Source organism: Paenibacillus sp. FSL P2-0322, from assembly GCF_037975315.1.
Classification (GTDB): Bacteria; Bacillota; Bacilli; order Paenibacillales; family Paenibacillaceae; genus Paenibacillus; species Paenibacillus polymyxa_B.
Genome location: NZ_CP150243.1, coordinates 3,453,552 through 3,472,168, shown reverse-complemented (window position 1 = coordinate 3,472,168; position 18,617 = coordinate 3,453,552). Strand labels below are relative to the sequence as shown.

The 18,617-nt window shown below is 47.1% G+C and carries 17 protein-coding genes; 15 read left to right on the top strand and 2 right to left on the bottom strand.

The annotated features are described in order from the left end of the window. Positions 1-141: 141 nt before the first annotated feature. Positions 142-1,323: a pyridoxal phosphate-dependent aminotransferase gene (locus tag MKY24_RS15120; RefSeq protein ID WP_068941622.1), complete on the bottom strand. Its 1,182-nt coding sequence runs from the start codon at positions 1,321-1,323 to the stop codon at positions 142-144. A 176-nt stretch (positions 1,324-1,499) separates the two neighbouring features. On the opposite strand from MKY24_RS15120, the gene MKY24_RS15115 reads away from it, so the two are divergent. From MKY24_RS15115 to MKY24_RS15095, 5 genes are all read left to right on the top strand, one after another. Then, positions 1,500-2,318 (top strand): carbon-nitrogen family hydrolase, encoded by an 819-nt coding sequence (locus MKY24_RS15115; RefSeq protein WP_023989116.1) that lies wholly within the window; start codon positions 1,500-1,502, stop codon positions 2,316-2,318. A gap of 22 nt (positions 2,319-2,340) precedes the next feature. Continuing rightward, positions 2,341-3,621, top strand: coding sequence for a helix-turn-helix transcriptional regulator (locus MKY24_RS15110; protein WP_023989115.1), 1,281 nt, complete (start codon positions 2,341-2,343; stop codon positions 3,619-3,621). Positions 3,622-3,855: 234 nt separating this feature from the next. After that, positions 3,856-4,275, top strand: a complete 420-nt coding sequence (locus MKY24_RS15105; protein WP_023989114.1) for a hypothetical protein — start codon at positions 3,856-3,858, stop codon at positions 4,273-4,275. 71 nt (positions 4,276-4,346) lie between these two features. Then, positions 4,347-5,147, top strand: coding sequence for a hypothetical protein (locus MKY24_RS15100; protein WP_023989113.1), 801 nt, complete (start codon positions 4,347-4,349; stop codon positions 5,145-5,147). Positions 5,148-5,229: 82 nt separating this feature from the next. Then, on the top strand, positions 5,230-5,370 hold the full coding sequence (locus tag MKY24_RS15095; RefSeq protein ID WP_023989112.1) for a hypothetical protein: 141 nt from the start codon (positions 5,230-5,232) through the stop codon (positions 5,368-5,370). Between the two features lie 339 nt (positions 5,371-5,709). Here MKY24_RS15095 and MKY24_RS15090 read toward each other — a convergent pair whose 3' ends face one another. Continuing rightward, on the bottom strand, positions 5,710-6,627 hold the full coding sequence (locus tag MKY24_RS15090; RefSeq protein WP_023989111.1) for a LysR family transcriptional regulator: 918 nt from the start codon (positions 6,625-6,627) through the stop codon (positions 5,710-5,712). A 274-nt stretch (positions 6,628-6,901) separates the two neighbouring features. Between MKY24_RS15090 and MKY24_RS15085 the strand changes: the two genes are divergently transcribed. The 10 genes from MKY24_RS15085 to hydG all read left to right on the top strand — a co-directional run bounded on the left by MKY24_RS15085 (position 6,902) and on the right by hydG (position 18,597). After that, positions 6,902-8,503: an ABC transporter substrate-binding protein gene (locus tag MKY24_RS15085; protein WP_023989110.1), complete on the top strand. Its 1,602-nt coding sequence runs from the start codon at positions 6,902-6,904 to the stop codon at positions 8,501-8,503. A 4-nt stretch (positions 8,504-8,507) separates the two neighbouring features. Next, positions 8,508-9,506 (top strand): ABC transporter permease, encoded by a 999-nt coding sequence (locus MKY24_RS15080; RefSeq protein WP_023989109.1) that lies wholly within the window; start codon positions 8,508-8,510, stop codon positions 9,504-9,506. After that, on the top strand, positions 9,503-10,369 hold the full coding sequence (locus MKY24_RS15075) for an ABC transporter permease (RefSeq protein ID WP_023989108.1): 867 nt from the start codon (positions 9,503-9,505) through the stop codon (positions 10,367-10,369). The genes MKY24_RS15080 and MKY24_RS15075 overlap by 4 nt, the downstream gene beginning before the upstream one ends. Then, positions 10,354-11,127, top strand: a complete 774-nt coding sequence (locus tag MKY24_RS15070; RefSeq protein WP_048481509.1) for an ABC transporter ATP-binding protein — start codon at positions 10,354-10,356, stop codon at positions 11,125-11,127. The genes MKY24_RS15075 and MKY24_RS15070 overlap by 16 nt, the downstream gene beginning before the upstream one ends. Then, positions 11,124-11,906 carry an ATP-binding cassette domain-containing protein gene (locus MKY24_RS15065; protein ID WP_023989106.1) on the top strand — a complete coding sequence of 261 codons (783 nt, stop codon included), beginning with the start codon at positions 11,124-11,126 and terminating at the stop codon, positions 11,904-11,906. Before MKY24_RS15070 ends, MKY24_RS15065 begins: the two co-directional genes overlap by 4 nt. Next, the gene (locus MKY24_RS15060; RefSeq protein ID WP_339200275.1) at positions 11,893-12,963 is read left to right on the top strand and encodes an aminotransferase class V-fold PLP-dependent enzyme; all 1,071 of its coding nucleotides are present in this window, start codon (positions 11,893-11,895) and stop codon (positions 12,961-12,963) included. Before MKY24_RS15065 ends, MKY24_RS15060 begins: the two co-directional genes overlap by 14 nt. Beyond that, entirely contained in the window at positions 12,953-14,092 is a 1,140-nt protein-coding gene (locus tag MKY24_RS15055; protein WP_339200274.1) for an amidohydrolase family protein, read from the top strand. The genes MKY24_RS15060 and MKY24_RS15055 overlap by 11 nt, the downstream gene beginning before the upstream one ends. Before the next feature lie 117 nt (positions 14,093-14,209). Further along, a complete protein-coding gene (locus tag MKY24_RS15050) occupies positions 14,210-15,826 on the top strand; it encodes an alkaline phosphatase (RefSeq protein WP_338532503.1) in 1,617 nt (538 codons plus the stop codon). 256 nt (positions 15,827-16,082) lie between these two features. Continuing rightward, the gene (gene hydE / locus MKY24_RS15045) at positions 16,083-17,135 is read left to right on the top strand and encodes a [FeFe] hydrogenase H-cluster radical SAM maturase HydE (protein WP_226887778.1); all 1,053 of its coding nucleotides are present in this window, start codon (positions 16,083-16,085) and stop codon (positions 17,133-17,135) included. A 49-nt stretch (positions 17,136-17,184) separates the two neighbouring features. Continuing rightward, positions 17,185-18,597 carry a [FeFe] hydrogenase H-cluster radical SAM maturase HydG gene (gene hydG, locus MKY24_RS15040; RefSeq protein ID WP_339200273.1) on the top strand — a complete coding sequence of 471 codons (1,413 nt, stop codon included), beginning with the start codon at positions 17,185-17,187 and terminating at the stop codon, positions 18,595-18,597. Positions 18,598-18,617: the final 20 nt, after the last annotated feature.

Genomic DNA, 18,617 nt, shown 5'->3' with positions numbered 1-18,617 from the left:
TTCTTGCAGCCTATCGGAATTTACTCTCTGAACAGGACCGAGTCTCTCTTAATAGTCCCTTCAACGCGCTAAATGATATTGGATACAGAATACCACGAAAAGACCAGGTTTGGCAAAGAAGTTGTAGCTGGAAAATACGGCTTAACCAAACAGGTTTAGCTTGCCAATTCGATCAGCTGCCTCGGTCAGTCGAGCTTCTGAGCTCAGCAGTCCCGCTCGCACATATCCTTCGCCGCCACTCCCGAAGCCAATCCCTGGAGCGACAGCCACCTTGGCTTCCCGCAACAACAGATCGGCAAAAGAAGTGGAAGTATAGCCCTGCGGCACAGGCAACCAACTGAAAAAGGAGCCGCTTGGGCGGGTCGCCTTCCAGCCTATTTGCCCAAGTGCATCATAAAAAGCGTTACGGCGTGATTCATAGCGGGCTACCAGCTCGCCTACGCAGTTCTGCGAGGCCGTCAAGGCTGTCGCCGCCGCTGCCTGAATGCCGCCAAACAAGCTTACATAAATATGATCCTGTAGGAGATTAATCATCGAGATGATTTCGGCATTACCGAGCGCGAAACCAACACGCCAGCCCGCCATATTGTACGTTTTGGACAAGGTATAGAACTCAATCCCCACCTCTTTAGCACCCTCAGCCTGTAGGAAGCTTACCGGACGTTCGCCATCAAATCCAATAGCGCCATAGGCGAAATCACTGGCAACTACAATACCGTTACGTTGCGCGAATTCAACTGTATCCTCGTAAAAGGAAAGTGGAGCCGTTGCCGAGGTTGGATTATTCGGATAGTTAAGGAACATTAACTTGGCGCGGCGGCGGTCTTCCTCGGAAATGGCTTCATAATCGGGCAGAAAACGGTTCTCTTCTTTTAATGGGAGAAAAGACATTTCCGCTTTAGCCAAGGCTACACCAGACCAGTAGTCCGGGTAGCCGGGATCAGGGACGAGACACACATCCCCGGGATTGAGTAAGACTTGCGGCAGCTGAACCAAACCCGTTTTTCCGCCAAACAGGATGGCGACCTCGGTTTCAGGGTTGAGCGTCACACCGTAATCCTCCTGATAGCGCTGGGCAACGGCTTCCTTGAGAAAGCTGTAACCACGAAATGGCGAATATTTATGATACAGCGGATTATCCGCTGATTCCTGCAAAGCTTTTACAATATGAGAAGGAGTGGGAGTGTCGGGGTTCCCCTGTCCAAGATTAATGACATCATGCCCCGCCGCGATTTCACGGTTTACATTTTGTACAAGTGTGGCAAAAAATTGAGTGGGTAACTGTTTCATGACGTCAGCGGAGGGAATAGAAAAATGAGTCATCAATTCACACGACCTTTTGGAATAGTTTAAGAAATAATCTATCACGATTTTACCGAGTTGTATAGGGGGAATTAAGCTTGCATGGTTGCGTAATCCAGACTGATCGGGCTATGATGGGGGAAAATACCGGACAATGGGTCGCGGGAAGCTCTGGCTCACAAGGAGGATGAAGGATTTTGACGTATCAGGAAGCTCAGCCGTTCAGTGTTGCACTCATACAAGCTCACATAGAGATAGGAAATCCCCCGGAAAACCGCAGTCATATCCGAGCTTTAATGGAACAAGCGATGAAAGTCGAACTGAAGCCGGATCTGATTGTCCTGCCGGAAATGTGGAACACAGGCTATGCCTTAGATCGCATTCATGAGCTGGCGGACAAGGAAGGGACGGAGACTCGGGCATGGATAGCAGCATTCGCTGCCACCCATGCAGTGAACGTAGTAGCTGGGTCGATCGCAGAGAAAAAAAGCGACGGTCATGTGTATAATACGATGCTCGTTTTTGACCGAACAGGCAGAGAGGTTGCTTCGTATTCCAAGATTCATCTATTCCGACTTATGGATGAAGAAAAATATTTGCAGCCTGGCGAAGAAAAGGTTTTATTCGCACTGGATGGCGGGATTCGGGCAGGTGCGTCGATCTGCTATGATATTCGTTTTCCTGAACTAGCCCGTAGTTTGGCCCTGTCGGGCGCAAATTTGCTGATCGTACCCGCAGAATGGCCTCATCCCCGGCTTCATCACTGGCGTACCTTGCTAACCGCACGTGCTATAGAAAATCAAATGTATGTTATTGCTTGTAACCGGGTAGGTCGCAGTGGAGATACTGATTTCTTCGGGCATTCGCTTATTATTGATCCATGGGGAGAAATCATTGCTGAGGGCGGAGAGCAGGAGGGGATCATCACAGGAACGATTGAGTCTGCCTTAGTGCAGGACGTACGTGGTCGTATTCCGGTGTTTGAAGATCGGCGTCCCTCACTGTATGACCGATAATCAGTGTAGAAAGGAATACTCCATGCTTAAGGAACGCATTGAATTTTTGTGTAAAAAGAAAAATCTGTCCCGTAAAGAGCTGGTAGACGGGCTGGTGACACCAGCACATTTCGCAAATATACTGGCTGACCGTTACCCGTTGGCAGAGGATTTGGCCGAGCAAATTGCTGGGCGTTTAGGTGTAAATCCCTCCTACCTCTTGCGTGCAGCGGCAGAGGATGAAGAGACGCTGACTACAGCGGATAAGATTTTCACAGAGCTGTCCAAGCTGGCTAATCCTGCCACGGAAAGCTATGTGGATCTACTGGAGGATCGCAACGATTCGCTTGTGGTGGAAATGACGACTTATTTGATGAAGGCCGTTTATTATCAGCAATTAAATGACCCAACGGCCTATGAATATTTACATCAAACCTATTTGAATTTTTATTTGGAGAAGTTTGGTCGCTCGGATGAGGTGGAGCTGCCCGCACCGCTAAAAAAAGCAATATTATTTTATAAAATCCAGTATTTCCGCTCGAAAAACCATTATTATGATGTGCTGAATAACGTTAAGCAGCTAAGCCGTCTGGTGGAAGAGGGGACGGAAAACTGGCTGAATGCGCAAAACATTATGATGGAGGCCTGTATTCAGGTCAAGCAATTTGATCAGGCGAAGCAGGTATTCGAGCAGACGATGCGCAGGGTATATGATGATCGGCTTTTTCACCGTTTGACGGGCCTGTATGTGGCTTACAGCGGATATTGTTTCGCCATGGGTTCTGTACAGGAAGCACTGTTAACGTTGTCTATGGCTGAGGCCAATTTGGTGTATTTGGAAAATGCACCAGATATGCTCACGACCATCCTGAACAACCGGATTATTATGCTAACATCGATTGGCGAGCTGGATAAGGCTTTGGAGGAAGTAGCACGTTTTGAAGCGCTGGTGAGCCGGGAGCGGGAGGAAATGCAGCAGATGATACTGCCCGTTACGCTGATATATCGTTGTGAAATCGCATTTACCTGGAAAAACTGGGGGCTGCTGTCACAGCATTTGGATCAGCTTCGCCAAACCAATCTGACAATAGATCAGCAAATGGGACTTGATTTTTATGAAAGCCAGCTTGCGCTTGCGCAAGGGAATCAGGATGCCTTTTGGACGCATGCCTTGCAATGCTTGCCTTATTTTGAAGCTATCCAGCATCCAGCACGGCTTGAACAATTATATGAAACGCTGGCTGTTGTGTCTGAGGACAGTCGTCGTTATAAAGAATCATCGGCTTATTATCGCAAACTGGTCTATCTTTTACGAAAAAAATAACCTGAAATCATTCGCTTTTCACAAAACTATCGGATGAGCGTGCAAAAGAATACTCCAAAGTGCGCAAAATTTTGTGTGAACCGTCCCAGAGTTCAAAATAAACCGGAAAAGTACAGGTTAAAGCTCCTGTTTTTCCGGTTTTTTTGTATGCGCCAAAACGTATTGTGATGTCAGATACCGTCTTCTATACTGAATTCATAAGGTACGACAATACAAAATACGAGGTGCAACCACATGATGAACTTTTTCGGTAAAAAGAAAAAACAGCAGGATGCGATAGAACAAGCAGATCAACTGATGAATAAGGGTTTGTCCGGATTATTTATGAAAGGTTTGGTACCCAAAGAGCATCGGGAACAGATCAACCAAAGCCTAAACTCGGCAAGACAAGCTCAAACGGCAGCTAACAGTAGTTTGTCGATGTCGGCGACTGCGGTTGTTATTTCGGTAACAGATACCGGGAAGCTCGTGAATTTTGATCCGATTGTGGTGCTAATGCTAGATGTGACAGAAGTAAACGGTAATCGATATCCAAAAACGTTGGAAACGCTCGTATCCAAGCTGCAAATTCCGCGACCTGGAGATACGGTGGGTCTGGGGAGCAATCCGGTAAATCCATCGGAGCTGATTTATATGGGTCTGGTGACAGTGTAAATGAGCAGGTCGTTTCACCTTTCTTGCTGACATATAATTTGAACAGATGATTGAAAAAGGGGTTTTGGAGGATGAAAGGATTTTTGAGTATTATCGGGGTACTTATGGTGTTTGGTGTAGGCTTCTCACCATTTTTGGCTAACTATTTATGGGATGATCCATTTGTGATTATGGATGCCCCGTGGTATAGGCCGTTAATTTATATAGGCTTTGCGCTTATTTTTCTACCTGGAATTTTAGGTGTGTTTTTTGAAGGCGGTAAGGTTAAGAAGGGTGTTCCTGGGGTTGGGATTATTACAAGTGTTCAGCTAACAGGGACTTATGTAAACAATCAGCCGCAGGTAAAGCTCGGGTTGACCGTAACCAAACATGGAGAAGACAAATATGATACTGCTTTGACGACGATTATTCCTTTGACTTCCATGGCTCAATTTCAGCCAGGCTCGATCATTCCGTTGGTCGTATCGGAGAAAGATAAACTGAAAGTAGGACTTGACCTGAAAGGGCAGGTGTCGCAGACGGATTTACAAGCGTTAATGAATGAGCAAATGGTCAAGCAGGGCGTATCGCCTGAGCTGATGGAAATTGCCAAAACCGGTGAGCAGGCATATGCGAAGGTGCTGGATGTCACACCCATGGGGGAAGCAGGACCTAATAAAATTAAGCTTCAATTTACGCTGAGTGTTACGAAAAACAACGGCGATACATTTAATGTAACCACGCAAAAGGTTGTTTTTTCTTCCCAACTATCCAAGCTGCAGCAGGGAAGTATTATAGAGGTCATTTATTCACCTCAAGATCCTTCGAAATTGGTCTTTAAAACACAAGTGAGTGAAGCCGAGGTACAGCAAGCATTTGGTTCTTCTCGATAATAAAAAAGTTTTCTGATACCTGTTTCAGATACAGCCCATAGGTGTATTATAATAGTATCCCGACACCAGGAGGTTGATAACGATGGATAACCAAAGTAGATCCGAACTGGCGAATAGGGATGGCCTGTCACGGCCGAGAGGCTTAAATAGACAGGTTGTCGGAAACAATTATGAAATGGGCTATGATCAGGATAAAAGTCCACCAGATTTAGGGAGACCCTGATCACAAAAAGGCGAGGACAGGCACTTTGGGATCACACAGCACATTGGAACTGAGGTAGGACATTCTTGGGAGACCAAGGCTAGAGACCTTAAGGAAAGAAGTGATGCGGGATGGATAAAGTGGAGTTTCCGAGCAAGCGTAAAGTAATCAGGCGAGGCTGACATGAAATTCAAATGAACATGAAATGTGGTTCGTTAAAGACAGATGGAAGCAACATCGCAACAGTGTAATCGAACCCGTAAAGTAAATGAAGTATTGAAAGCATAGGGGCGAAGCCCCGGGACCGTCTTCTTCTCTGGCTTTGGCTGAGGAGGAAGACGGTCCTTTTCACATTTGAAGCTACTTTTGAGAAAGTTGCTCGACCGTTTCTCGGAAGGTATCAATAAAGGCTTCGGCAGCTTTAGACAAATAACGTCCGTTTCGGTAGGCAATGGCTAGGGTACGGCTAGGGGTAGGTTCGGCGAGTGGCAATAATGCTGGAACAAACTCGCTGCTGGCGGCCCGGGCGATAAAACGGGGGACGAGTGTCACTCCCATACCTGTCGCTACAAGCGATTGGAGCGTCTCCATATTAGTGCTCTCAAACACCACATTGGGTTCAAAGCCAGCTTGATGACACAAATCCATCGTCAGCTTGCGAAAGCCTTGCCCTTTTTTCAGAACGACAAAAGGCTCATCTTTCAGTTCTTCCATATGCACAGGCTTCGGATGGTCTCCGTTTTTACGCAGGGCTAGGGGGTGACCTGGAGGAACGGCAAGATCAATCCACTCTTCACCGATCGGCACATAGGAAAGTGTAGGTTCTACTAATGGAAGAGATAGCAGGCTGAGATCTGTATCCCCACTGGCAGTTTTTTTCTCCAAATTCATGGATGAATCCTCGACCAACACGATTTCAATGTCCGGATGAGCTTTCTTGAATACAGGCAGCACATGCGGCAGCAAATGAGAACCTGTGATGGGCATACTGCCAACCACAACCTTCCCTTTTCGCAGTTGAGAAATGTCGTCCATTTCCTGCCGGAGCTGCTCAACTGCATCGACTATTTTTTTTGCCTTTTCCACAAAGCTTGCTCCTGCATGTGTTAATTCCACCGTGCTGGTGTTGCGTTGAAATAGAAGTACCCCAAGTTCTTTTTCCAGTTTGGACAATTGTTGGCTCAAAGAGGGCTGAGCAATATGCAGTTTTTCTGCTGCGCGTGAGAAGTTTTTTTCCGCTGCAATTTGCAGGGTGTATTGAAGTTGTCTGAATTCCATCGAGTTTTAAACCCCTTTTATATACGCTTTTATAATGGTTGTCGTCTTATAAGATTTACCTATTACTTCATAGACTGATTATACAATAATATAATGAAATTCCCAATCCCATATGAACTCCATGTGTTCACAAGCTGGAAAATCCCTATGTTTACTTTTATCTTTGATTTTTTAAATTATGGTATTTAATTCTGTTTGACATGGCAAATGGGTTCATCCATAATATTATTCATATTAAAACAATATGTTTTATTGGAGAAAAGGGGAAAATGGGATGTCCAAACTTATTGTATCTTTTAGGAAACCGTTTTTGGTTGGATCTTTAGCATTTCTTTTATTGGTTCTCGTGGCAGGATGCTCCGGCTCCAAAAATGATGCAGATAAAAATACAAACGCAACTAACCCAAGCACAACCGCTGATCAACCCGCGGAAGGGGGAACCTTTACATATGGCCGCCCGGCTTCCGTAACCTCGTTTGATTTGCATAATCAGATTACATCAAATAATGCTTTTGCTATCGACAAAGTATTTGAGCCGCTGGTTGCCTTTAACGGTGATGGAAAAATTGTGGATTGGCTTGCGGCGTCGCACAATATTAGCGCGAATGGATTAACCTATACTTTTGTTTTACGCGATGGCTTGAAATTTTCAGACGGCAAAGGAGTTACTGCCGAGGACGCGGTTTTTTCAATTCAGCGTCATTTGAATGTAGGAGGTCCTCTTGCAATAGCGGCACAGGTGGCTTCGCTTTCGGCTCAAGATGAAAAAACACTTGTAATTAAGCTTAAAGCGCCGTATACGCCGTTTATTTCTGAACTCTCAAATTTCTCCAATGGCATCCTTCCAAAGGATTTTGGCGGTGTCTCGGAAAAAGAATTCTTTAAGAATCCGGTCGGTACCGGTCCCTTCGTCGTTAAGAAATGGGATTCTGCCGGTGATCTTACTTTCAGCAAAAATAAATACTATTGGCAGAAAGGCAAGCCATATATCGATGAACTTGTCTACAAGCTCATTGAAGATGACAGCCAAGCGATTAACCAGCTGAAGGCTGGCGCGATAGACGCTATTGAGTCTGTAGCTCTTGAAAATGTAAATGAATTAAAACAAGGAACTGATACCAAAGTGGCGACCAATGGAAGCTGGGTGACAGAGCAATTGTTCTTCAATACCCTGGACGAGCATTTTTCGGATGTGCACGTTCGCCGTGCGTTGGCGTTGGCACTTGACCGTAATGGATTGACCAATGCGGTTACCTTTGGTTTCGCAAAGCCAGCCAATTCGCTTTTGCCGCCAGCCATTCCCTACAACACGAACGATACGATTAAAGCGCTCAGCTTTGATACGAACGCTGCCAAAGCAGAGCTTGCAAAATCAAAGTTCCCTAATGGGTTTTCTACAAAATTGCTCATTGCCTCTGGTAACAACTCAAGAACTCAGGAGGCACAGATTATTCAGGCGGCCGCCAAAACGATCGGCATAGACATTCAAATCGAATCTGTTGAGTTGGCCTCATTTCGCGAGCGTTTCTTTGCCTATGATTTTTCGGCAATGATCAACAGCGGACAGGCGGATTCTCCAGAAGCCAACTCGATCCTCGCTTTCCAGACAGATCCGGAAGGCTTTAGCAAGTCGTACTGGACTCATTACACGAACAATGAAGTTACCAAGCTCCTGCACGAGGGGCAAAAAACACCTGATGGGGAAGAACGTGCGGGAATTTACGCCAAGCTTCAACAAATCCTTGCAGACGAGGTACCTTACATCCCGCTTTATTATCCGGATATTCTGAAAGGTGTTCGTTCTTCCATTGATGGCCTGGTCGTGCTTCCCAATAACAGCGCTCGTTTTGAAGATGTACGTGTGAAAGGTAATTAGATCCTTGACGGCCCACAATTTATTTAAAAAGTCTGCCGGATTGTCTGCAAATCTAACTTTCCCACACAAATGGCTTGTGCGCGCTATGATAAGAGCGGCATCAGTAGTCATCTGTGTGGTGGTGGCAGTCTTCTTCATCATAAGGCTGGTGCCGGGAGACCCCGCCAAAATGATTCTGGGGGAATACGCCACAGCTGAGGCTATTGAGAGTATGCGCCATAGGTTGGGGCTGGATCGTTCTCTTTGGGAGCAGTTTATAGGCTTTGTGCACAATTTCTTTACACACGGTGATACCGGCGTTTCGATTGTTTTTGAGACTTCTTCAAGAGAGTTGATTGCAGAGCGGGCCCCTGTGACGCTGCTGCTCATTGCAATGACCTGTCTTTTTTCCATCATTGTTTCGCTGGTGCTGGCCACCCTTGCGGCAACACATAAAGACGGACTGCTTGACCACATTATACGCATCTTGCCTGCTGTAACGCTCGGTATGCCGATTTTTTGGGTTGGACTGCTACTGATTCTGGTATTTAGCGTTCGGCTTCGCTGGTTCCCCGTTGGGGGAGTCGGCGAGGGCTGGCTTGGAATCTTGTACAGTCTCGCCCTTCCTGCGATCACTGTCGGATTGTCGCAAATTCCCTCGCTTGTTCGTTCTTTAAGAGCGCAGATGCTGGAAGTGCTGGAATCTGATTTTGTTGTAACCTTGAAGGCAGCGGGAATCCCCGACCGGGTTATATTGGTAAAGCATGTCCTGCGCAATTCCGCTCTTCCCGCTCTTATGCTGCTTGGCGTAAACATTGCCTACCTGATGGGCGGCACGTTGGTAATTGAACAGGTTTTTGGCCTCAAGGGTATCGGAAGCCTGTTATTTTCAGCCATTTCAAACCGGGATTTTCCTGTTATACAGGGGATTGCTCTTTATTGTGCGATATCTGTGGTCATCATCGGCTTCGTGATTGAGGTTGCTTCTGGGTATCTTGATCCCAGGACGAAAGGAGAACAATGAAACGCACGCAATTAGATCTTCAGATTCAGAAGGCGGGTCATAGCAACCGCTCTTGGGGAAAAATACTGAATACTCCATCTCTTTTATGGGGCAGTATTATGTTTGCGTTACTCATAGGTATTGCAGTGTTCGCACCGGTTATTAGCCCCTACCAGCCTTCTGATCAAAATATTTCGGCAACTTTACAACCCCCGTCCTTCGAACACTGGCTGGGAACCGATCAACTGGGGCGTGATTTGTTTACACGGCTGATCTATGCCGCACGGACTGATTTGAAGATTATGGTGCTGGCGGAGATCATCCCTTTTTGTATGGGGGTGTTTCTGGGAATGCTTGCCGGGTATTATGGTAAATGGGTAGACACGGTTATCACGCTTTTGACCGATACGTTTATTGCGTTCCCTTTTTATTTGATTGTAATTATAGTGGCGTTTGCAAGCGGTACGGGTGAACAGGGGATATACATTACATTTGTCCTGGTTGGCTGGATTGTATACGCGCGCGTGGTCAAGGGTCTTAGCGCATCGTTTCGCAAGCAGGAATGGATAGCCGCTGCAAAAACTCTGGGAATCCCGGATATTAAAATCATACTGCGCCATCTTCTGCCGAATGTGTTACCGCAAGCGGTGGTAGTGCTTATGACGGACATGGCTGTTCTGCTTGTAGCCATTGTTACGCTAGGCTATCTAGGTATCGGCATTGCGCCGCCAACTCCGGATTGGGGAACTATGATTTCTGATGGGCAGCCCTTTATATCTACTAAGTGGTGGCTTTCAGCAATCCCGGGCTTTGCGGTAGTATATACAGGGATAGCCTTATCCCTTGTGGGCGATGGGCTAGCAGATATATGGAGAAGAAAATGAATGCTATGAATCCAATTTTAGAAGTGGAAAATTTGTCGCTCGCGACGCAATCGAATCATAAATTGGTCACCAATGTGAGTCTCAAAGTTGAAGCGGGCGAAAGTATAGGACTTGTGGGGGAATCCGGATCTGGAAAATCGCTCACGCTTCGCTCCATCATAGGGTTGCTTCCCTCCGGTATTGAACAAGTTGGCGGGCATATTAGGAGCAATGGCAGATGCGCAATGATTTTTCAAGACCCGATAAGGGCACTTGACCCTCTCTGCCCGGTGGCCCGGCAGCTTGCCGAGGTTGTGTACTACAGGCAGAAGGTGAGTCGGAAGGTCGCGCGCACAATAGCTTTGGAACTGCTTGAAATGCTCGGTCTTCCCGATTCCTTAAAGCATACTGACCGTTACCCCCGCCAGCTTTCAGGCGGCCAGTGTCAACGTATTGTTATTGCGATGGCTTTGGCGTGCAAGCCGGGCATCCTTCTTTGTGATGAGCCAACAACTGCGCTTGACGTAACGGTTCAACGGCAAATACTTGACGTTATTTCACGTCTTCAAAAGGAGCTGGGTTTTGCCATGGTGTTTGTTACGCACAATCTTGCTGTAGCTGCTTCGATGTGCTCAAAGCTTTGCGTTATGAAAGAGGGAAGAATCATAGAGCGGGGAGACACTTTGCCCCTTTTACAAAACCCGCAAAATCCGTATACACAGTTGCTGATAAGCTCAGTGCTTCCTCTCCCGGATCTTGAAAGGAGCGCGGATTTATGAAAACAGCCTTGCAGATAGAAAATATAACGGTTGCTTATGGTAAGTTCACCGCGCTTGATCAAGTAAGCCTGGAGCTGCAGGAGCGTACCACGCTTGGTCTTGTGGGAGAATCGGGTTCAGGAAAGTCTACCCTCGCGCGGGTAATAGCCGGGCTGATCGCCCCGGATGAGGGCCGGATCATGCTGGGTTCTCAGGTTCTGGGCAAGCGACGGAGCCGGGAGCAGCATAAAAGAATACAAATGGTTTTTCAAAACCCGGATTCCTCGCTAAATCCAAAGCATACGATCAGGCAAATCCTTGCCGAAGCCTTACTTTTTCACAAGATTGTTGACCGAGCTCAAGTGGACAAGAAATGTAGGGAACTGCTTACACGTGTTCACATCGATGAAAGCGCCCTTGGCAGATTCCCTCACGAATTTTCCGGCGGTCAGCGTCAGCGAATAGCAATTGCCCGCGCATTAAGCGTTGAGCCAAGCATACTTATCGCAGATGAACCAACGAGCGCACTGGATGTTTCGGTACAACGGAGTATGCTTGAACTGTTGAGCACACTCAAATCGGAGCTTAATCTTACGATGCTTTTTATCTCTCATGACTTGGGAGTTATAAATGCCATAAGCGATATTGTTGCTGTAATGCGGCAGGGGAAGCTGGTTGAGATCAACCCCAAGGAGAAATTCTTTTCTCGTCCTGAAACGCCTTATAGCCGTGAGCTTTTGTCCGCTGTTCCTAAAATGCCAATATCCCATTCTGCAGGAGGTATTTATGAGTCAAAATAATAAAGGATTTGTACCTCTTACAATATCGGAGTTTGATACGCTAACTAACTTGCTCTCCAAACTCCTGTCCACCCAAGAATCCCCGGTAATCATACCGGGCGAGGCGATCCTGGGAATTGAAGCCATAGCAGCAGGCATATCTGCGCCCGACCGTAAAATTCTAAACATTGTGACAGGTCCATATGGAACGATTTTTGGTAACTGGCTTGCGCGTGGCGGAGCAGAAGTCATCGAACTCAAAACATCTTTTGATAATGTGGTAACTGTAGATGAAGTCGCCGCAGCGATTGAGCGATATAACCCATGTGCGCTTTCTTTTGTGCAGGCGGAAGTGGTTACAGGAGGCTCTAATCCAACAAGGGAAATCATGGAGCTTGCGCGTCGATCAAACATTATAACCGTGATAGATTCAGTTTCTGCAATCGGGGGCGAACCGGTGCTTATGGACGAGTGGGGAATTGATTTTGTAGCTGTAGGGGCGCAAAAAGCACTATCCGGGCCTAACGGGATCAGCGCTGTGGGGATTTCTCCCCGTGGCTGGGAGTTTCTGGCCTCCAACGACAATGCGCCGCGCAATTCCATACTGTCTTTGCTTGACTTAAAGCGTTCCCCTAATCATGTGACGCCCGTGCGAGTTCCTGCCAACATCCCTGTTTTGGAAGCCCGTGCGCTTATAGAGGCATTAAAGCTTATTGAAGAAGAAGGTCTGGAAGCGGTCAACCGCCGCCATCGCGTAACTACATCTGCTGCAATTGCCGGCATTAAAGCCTTGGGCCTTGAACCTTGGCAGCGGAATAAAGATAGCTACTCAACGTTGACTACAACGGTTCGGATCCCTCAAGGCGGTAATTTCAATATCGAACAGCCCATAGGCATTGTCGCACCCGGAGATGGAGAATTGCATAATAAACTCTTACGCATTAACCATTTTGGGGCGAAGGCAAATCAACAAAGCGTTGAAGAAGCTATCCAAACGCTTGCTGAGCTTGTACATCAAGATCCTTATCATGCGCTTGCCGCCCAAAGGTTAATTTGGGGGAATGAAGATGGAAAATAAAATTCAAAAAGAGTTAACCTACAAAAATATATTTGTGGCGGGGATTGATGGGAAACGATTCGATATAACAATCGCCAATGGTCATTTTTCGTGTATTGCAGAGTCCTTATCCTCGCATACTCAACAAAATGGTCCAGATGGCGACTTATGGATTAGCCCCGGCGTAATTGATCTTCATACGCATTTGGCATGGACGGATTTTAATCATACTGACCAGGAGAAGCGCGATGAACTGGAGATCGAAGTGATGCAGGCGCAAGCCTTTGAGGCTACTTTCCAGGCTGGAGTGACTTCAGTGCGTGATGCAGGTGGGCTTTTGCCAAGTACGGTGAAGCATATAGGTCAGCATTATAGCCAGCCTTTAAGAGTTTATACCAGTGGTGATATGCTCGGAGCCGGAGACGCACGAGGTCTTAAGCATTTGGAACGGCGGGTAACAGAAATTATTGATTGCGGGGCAAGCTGGATTAAAATTCTTGCAACGGGGGGACTAGGCTCGTCGCCAGATACAGTGCTGAACCCGATTTTTTCTGAGGAAGAATTCTCTTTTATTGTGCGTAGCGCCCATGCACGCAACATAAAAGTCATGGTTCATACCTGGGGTGGACCTACTGTGGATTGGTCTATTGACGCTGGAGTGGAATCTATAGAGCATGGAATGTATTTGACCGAGGATCAAGCCAACCGGCTTGCGCAATCCAGGACAGCCTTTGTGCCTACTGCTTCCATCTATCGTATTGCTGCAGACCCGTCTGGAGTTCTTTCACTCGACAGGGAAATTTGTGATCGTGCTGCCCGCGCCGCCGAAGCCCACCCTAAAGCCGTTAGCTATGCCAAAAGAGCAGGCGTACGAATTGCGTTCGGTACAGATTTTGCCACACCTTCGTTACATGGACGTAACCTTGAGGAATTAGACACACTCATAGACTGTGGATTAACTCGAAAAGAGGCCTGGCAGGCTGCCACGGAGTTCGCCGCTGAAATTTTGGGATATGGGGACAGATTGGGACGTATAAAAGAAAACTACACAGCAGATACAATCCTTTTTAATGCTGATCCGTATAAGTCACAAAACGCCAAAGCACTCCGTGAAAGTATCGTATCGGTAATTCAGGGACAATTTGAGTGAGACCAATACTCCAGAGAGCATCTTTAATATAGTTAGACAATCCCCTTAACATTCTCCTGACAAAGTATGATTAGACTTAGTTCTGATTGTACAATAAAGTGTCTGGGAGGAAATTGAATGCTAAAATGTTGGGGGATACATACGAAAAAATCGGTGGCAGCACTCGTAGCGACTATGATGCTAGCAGTAAGCGTTGGGACGGCGATGGCAGTCGAAAAGGACACGTCGATTAAAAACGTAATTATTTTGATTCCAGACGGTATGGCTAATGACGCCACTGCACTGGCTAGATGGTACAAAGGATCTTCCTTAACGTTAGACAGCATGGCAAGCGGCATGGTGCGTACGCATTCTGCGGATGCTCCAATTGCCGATTCTGCTCCAGCGGGTACTGCTTTTGCCACAGGACATAAATCTCATACTGGGTATGTAGGTGTCCTTCCTGATGAAGCGACAATGCCCGGACAACAACCCATTGCAGCGGGTGACGCCAAAAAGCCTGTAGCTTCCATTCTTGAGGCTTCCAAGCTGGCAGGGAAATCGACTGGAATTATTGCGACTTCGGAGATTATGCATGCGACACCAGCTGATTTTACCGCACATTATCCTGATCGTAAAAATTATGATGCACTCAGCATGCAGCAAGCCTACAACGGGGTTGATGTAGTGTTAGGTGGAGGCGGCAAGTTTTTGGAGGCAGCAGGGCGTAAAGATGGCCAAGATTTGGTAGCCCAAATTAAAGACCAGGGTTATGACTTTGTCACGACACCTGAAGGGTTGAAAAATTCGACCTCCAGCAAGCTCTGGGGCAGCTTTTCTCCTGAAGCCCTTGCGTATAACCTGGATCGCGATGCATCCAAGGAACCTAGTCTGGCAGAAATGACATCGAAAGCCATTGATGTGTTGTCCAAAAACGATAAAGGCTTCTTCTTAATGGTAGAAGGCAGTAAGGTGGATTGGGCCGCCCATGCAAATGATCCAACCGGAATTATTAGTGACGTGCTTTCGTTTGACGATGCAGTGAAAGTTGCTGTGGATTACGCCAAACAAAACCAAAATACAGTCGTCGTAGCAGTGACAGACCACGGAAACGGTGGATTGACGATTGGTAGCAGCGATACAACTAGCAATTATGACAAAACACCTTTAGCTTCTTTTATAGACCCGCTGAAAAAAGCGAAGCTGACGGGTGAGGGCTTGGAAGCCAAGCTGAATGCAGATCGCAGCAATATTAAAGAGGTGCTTTCCACATATTTTGGCATCACCGATTTGACAGACGAAGAAGTAAAAACCATTAAGGATGCCAAAGAAGGAAGCATGAACTATGCTGTCGGACCGATCATTAGCAAACGTGCGAATATTGGCTGGACTACAGGCGGACATACAGGAGGCGATGTCGTGTTGTACACGTATGCGCCGAACGGAGACCGTCCAACCGGTGTAATCGACAATACAGATGTGAATAAATATATGACACGTGTACTTGGACTGGATTTGGATACGGTCAGCAAGCAGCTTTTTATTCCTGCAAAAGCCGCTTTTGAAGCTAAAGGAGCCAAGTTTTCTGCGGACACGAAAGTTATTACAGTGACCAAAGGCAGTAACAAGCTGGAGCTTCCGGTATACAAAAATGTCGCTACGCTGAATGGTAAAAATACCACGCTCAACGGTGTAGTTGTATTTAACGGCGTTGATTATTTTGTACCCCAGCAGGCGATTGATTTGATTCAGTAATAAGCAGAACCATCGACAAGGGCTGTTTCTTCCATTAGAGGAAGAGACAGCTTTTTTGTGTGTTGATATAAATGTGTATTTTTTGGGGCAGAAGTTGGAGGAGGTTTTTATAAAATGGGATTTTTTGTGAAACTAATCACGTTACATCCTCTCCGATATTGCTAGAATAATACATGTACGGTACAAGCCGCTGATGATGTGAAGTCCGGATGGACGAGGGAAGAAGGGATGAGTCACGGACGAATTATTACTGCGTCTGGCTGACGGCAAGGAATGGACGCATATGGAAATGATGGAGCTGCTGACACGTCTGGATGATGAGCCAACGCTTCGGGCTCAACTGCGCCACCTGGCAGCTCGCACCAAATTGGAGCGCTATGGCAAAGGTGTTTTTTTACGGGGATTAATTGAATTCTCCAGTATATGTCGTCAGGACTGCATGTACTGTGGGCTGCGCGCTTCGAATAAACAGGCAGATCGTTACCGTTTGCAGCCAGAAGAAATTCTGGCCTGTTGTGCGGAGGGGTATGAACTCGGTTATCGGACCTTTGTATTGCAAAGTGGGGAAGATTACTGGTTTACAGCAGCCCGGCTGACGAAATTGATTCGCGAAATTAAAAGCCGTTTTGCGGATGTGGCGGTTACACTGTCCATCGGTGAACGGGATGATGAAACTTATGAGCAATTATACGAGGCGGGCGCGGACCGTTTTTTGCTGCGGCATGAGACAGCTTCCCCCCGTTTGTACGCCAAGCTGCATCCGACGATGACGATGGAAAGCAGGCGCAGCCGTCTGCTGGCTTTGCAACGAATCGGCTTTCAGATCGGGGCCGGATGTATGGTGGGGTTACCAGGACAAACGAATAGTGAATTAGCAGACGATTTGGTCTATCTGCACAGCCTGTCACCAGATATGATCGGGATTGGCCCCTTTTTACCGCATAGCAACACGCCGCTTCGGGATGCCAGTCAGGGGAGCATGGAAAAGGCACTCGATATTATTTCGTTATCCCGATTGGTCGTTCCAGATGCTCTTATTCCGGCGTCCACGGCAATGGGAACGATTCATCCCCAGGGCAGGGAGAAAGCGCTTCAGGCAGGGGCAAATGTGGTGATGCCCAATTTGTCGCCACTAGCGGTGAGACCTAAGTATGCGATTTATGAGAATAAAATATGTTTGGGCGATGAGTCTGCCCAATGTCGACATTGCCTGGAGCTGCGGATTCGCGGAGCGGGATTTGAAGTCGATATGGGGCGCGGCGATAGTTTGAGGGTGCAACGACAGCTTATGAGACAGGAAACTTTGTGAGGCCATAACGGAAACATTGCAGTAACCATAAATAAGGAGATGGGTATACGTGAGTGGAGTACGGGAGAAAGTGTCGGCGGATTTTATTAATGAAGCAGAGATTATGGCAGCAGTGGAGCAGGGGAAACAAGAGGCAACAGATCGAAACCGTATTTTAGAAATTTTAGAAAAGGGGAGAGCCTGCCGGGGACTGAGTGCGAGTGAAGCGGCGGCTCTTTTGCATGTGGATGATCCTGAATTATTGGAAGAGATGTTCAAATCTTCGAGGGCAGTCAAAGAACAAATTTATGGCAACCGAATTGTACTGTTCGCCCCTTTATATGTAAGCAACCACTGCGTGAATAACTGCGAATATTGTGGTTATAAACATACCAATGACAGCTTTACTCGTAGCCGTCTGACACCGGAGGAATTGGTACAGGAGGTTAGAGTGCTTCAAGAACTGGGACACAAGCGGCTCGTGCTGGAAGCGGGGGAAGACCCAGTCCATTGTCCCATTGACTATATCGTCGATTGTCTGCGCCAGATCTATGAGGTCAAGGTAGATAACGGCAGCATTCGACGGATCAATGTGAATATTGCATCCACAACCGAGGAGGACTATCGGAAGCTGGCAGAGGTAGGCATTGGTACGTATATTTTATTTCAGGAAACGTATCATCGGGAAAGCTATCGTAAATTCCACCTGCAGGGACCAAAGCGGGACTTTGATTGGCACACCACCGCAATGGACAGAGCCATGCGTGCGGGTATAGATGATGTGGGGATCGGTGTGTTGTACGGTCTGTATGATTTCCGCTATGAAACCGTAGCGATGCTGAAACATGCCGAGCACTTGGAAGAAGCCTTTGGGTGTGGCCCTCATACGGTTTCAGTTCCACGATTGCGTCCGGCTGAAAATGTAGACCTGGAGCGATATCCGTACCTGGTCAACGATGAGGATTTTATGAAAATTGTATCCGTTCTTCGACTGGCTGTCCCTTATGCTGGTATGATCCTGTCCACACGCGAGGAGCCGGAATATAGGGATCGTGTCATTGGTCTAGGCGTGTCGCAGATTAGTGCAGGTTCAGCTACAGGCGTAGGGGCATATGCAAAACAGGAAACTGATGATAAGCCTCAATTTGAGGTAGGGGATCATCGCTCACCATCGGAAATTATTAAAAGTCTGTGCCGTGGTGGATATATGCCGAGCTACTGCACAGCTTGCTACCGTGAGGGGCGAACTGGAGATCGTTTCATGGAGCTTGCCAAATCAGGACAAATTCATAATGTGTGCCAGCCGAATTCGCTGCTAACCTTCCAAGAATATCTGCTGGATTATGGGGATGAGGAGGCGCGTGAACTGGGAGCTGCCGCTCTGCGAGAGAATTTGGAGCGTATACCACGTGAATCGACGCGCCGTTTGACGCTTGACAGACTGGAGCGACTGGAAGCAGGCGAGCGTGATTTGTATTTTTAGCAATTTATATTATTCGTAGT

Bases quoted from the DNA above. Each gene is read 5' to 3' on its own strand.
- MKY24_RS15120 (WP_068941622.1), bottom strand. From the start codon at position 1,323: ATGACTCATTTTTCTATTCCCTCCGCTGACGTCATGAAACAGTTACCC.
- MKY24_RS15110 (WP_023989115.1), top strand. From the start codon at position 2,341: ATGCTTAAGGAACGCATTGAATTTTTGTGTAAAAAGAAAAATCTGTCC.
- MKY24_RS15105 (WP_023989114.1), top strand. From the start codon at position 3,856: ATGATGAACTTTTTCGGTAAAAAGAAAAAACAGCAGGATGCGATAGAA.
- MKY24_RS15100 (WP_023989113.1), top strand. From the start codon at position 4,347: ATGAAAGGATTTTTGAGTATTATCGGGGTACTTATGGTGTTTGGTGTA.
- MKY24_RS15095 (WP_023989112.1), top strand. From the start codon at position 5,230: ATGGATAACCAAAGTAGATCCGAACTGGCGAATAGGGATGGCCTGTCA.
- MKY24_RS15090 (WP_023989111.1), bottom strand. From the start codon at position 6,627: ATGGAATTCAGACAACTTCAATACACCCTGCAAATTGCAGCGGAAAAA.
- MKY24_RS15085 (WP_023989110.1), top strand. From the start codon at position 6,902: ATGTCCAAACTTATTGTATCTTTTAGGAAACCGTTTTTGGTTGGATCT.
- MKY24_RS15075 (WP_023989108.1), top strand. From the start codon at position 9,503: ATGAAACGCACGCAATTAGATCTTCAGATTCAGAAGGCGGGTCATAGC.
- MKY24_RS15070 (WP_048481509.1), top strand. From the start codon at position 10,354: ATGGAGAAGAAAATGAATGCTATGAATCCAATTTTAGAAGTGGAAAAT.
- MKY24_RS15065 (WP_023989106.1), top strand. From the start codon at position 11,124: ATGAAAACAGCCTTGCAGATAGAAAATATAACGGTTGCTTATGGTAAG.
- MKY24_RS15060 (WP_339200275.1), top strand. From the start codon at position 11,893: ATGAGTCAAAATAATAAAGGATTTGTACCTCTTACAATATCGGAGTTT.
- MKY24_RS15055 (WP_339200274.1), top strand. From the start codon at position 12,953: ATGGAAAATAAAATTCAAAAAGAGTTAACCTACAAAAATATATTTGTG.
- MKY24_RS15050 (WP_338532503.1), top strand. From the start codon at position 14,210: ATGCTAAAATGTTGGGGGATACATACGAAAAAATCGGTGGCAGCACTC.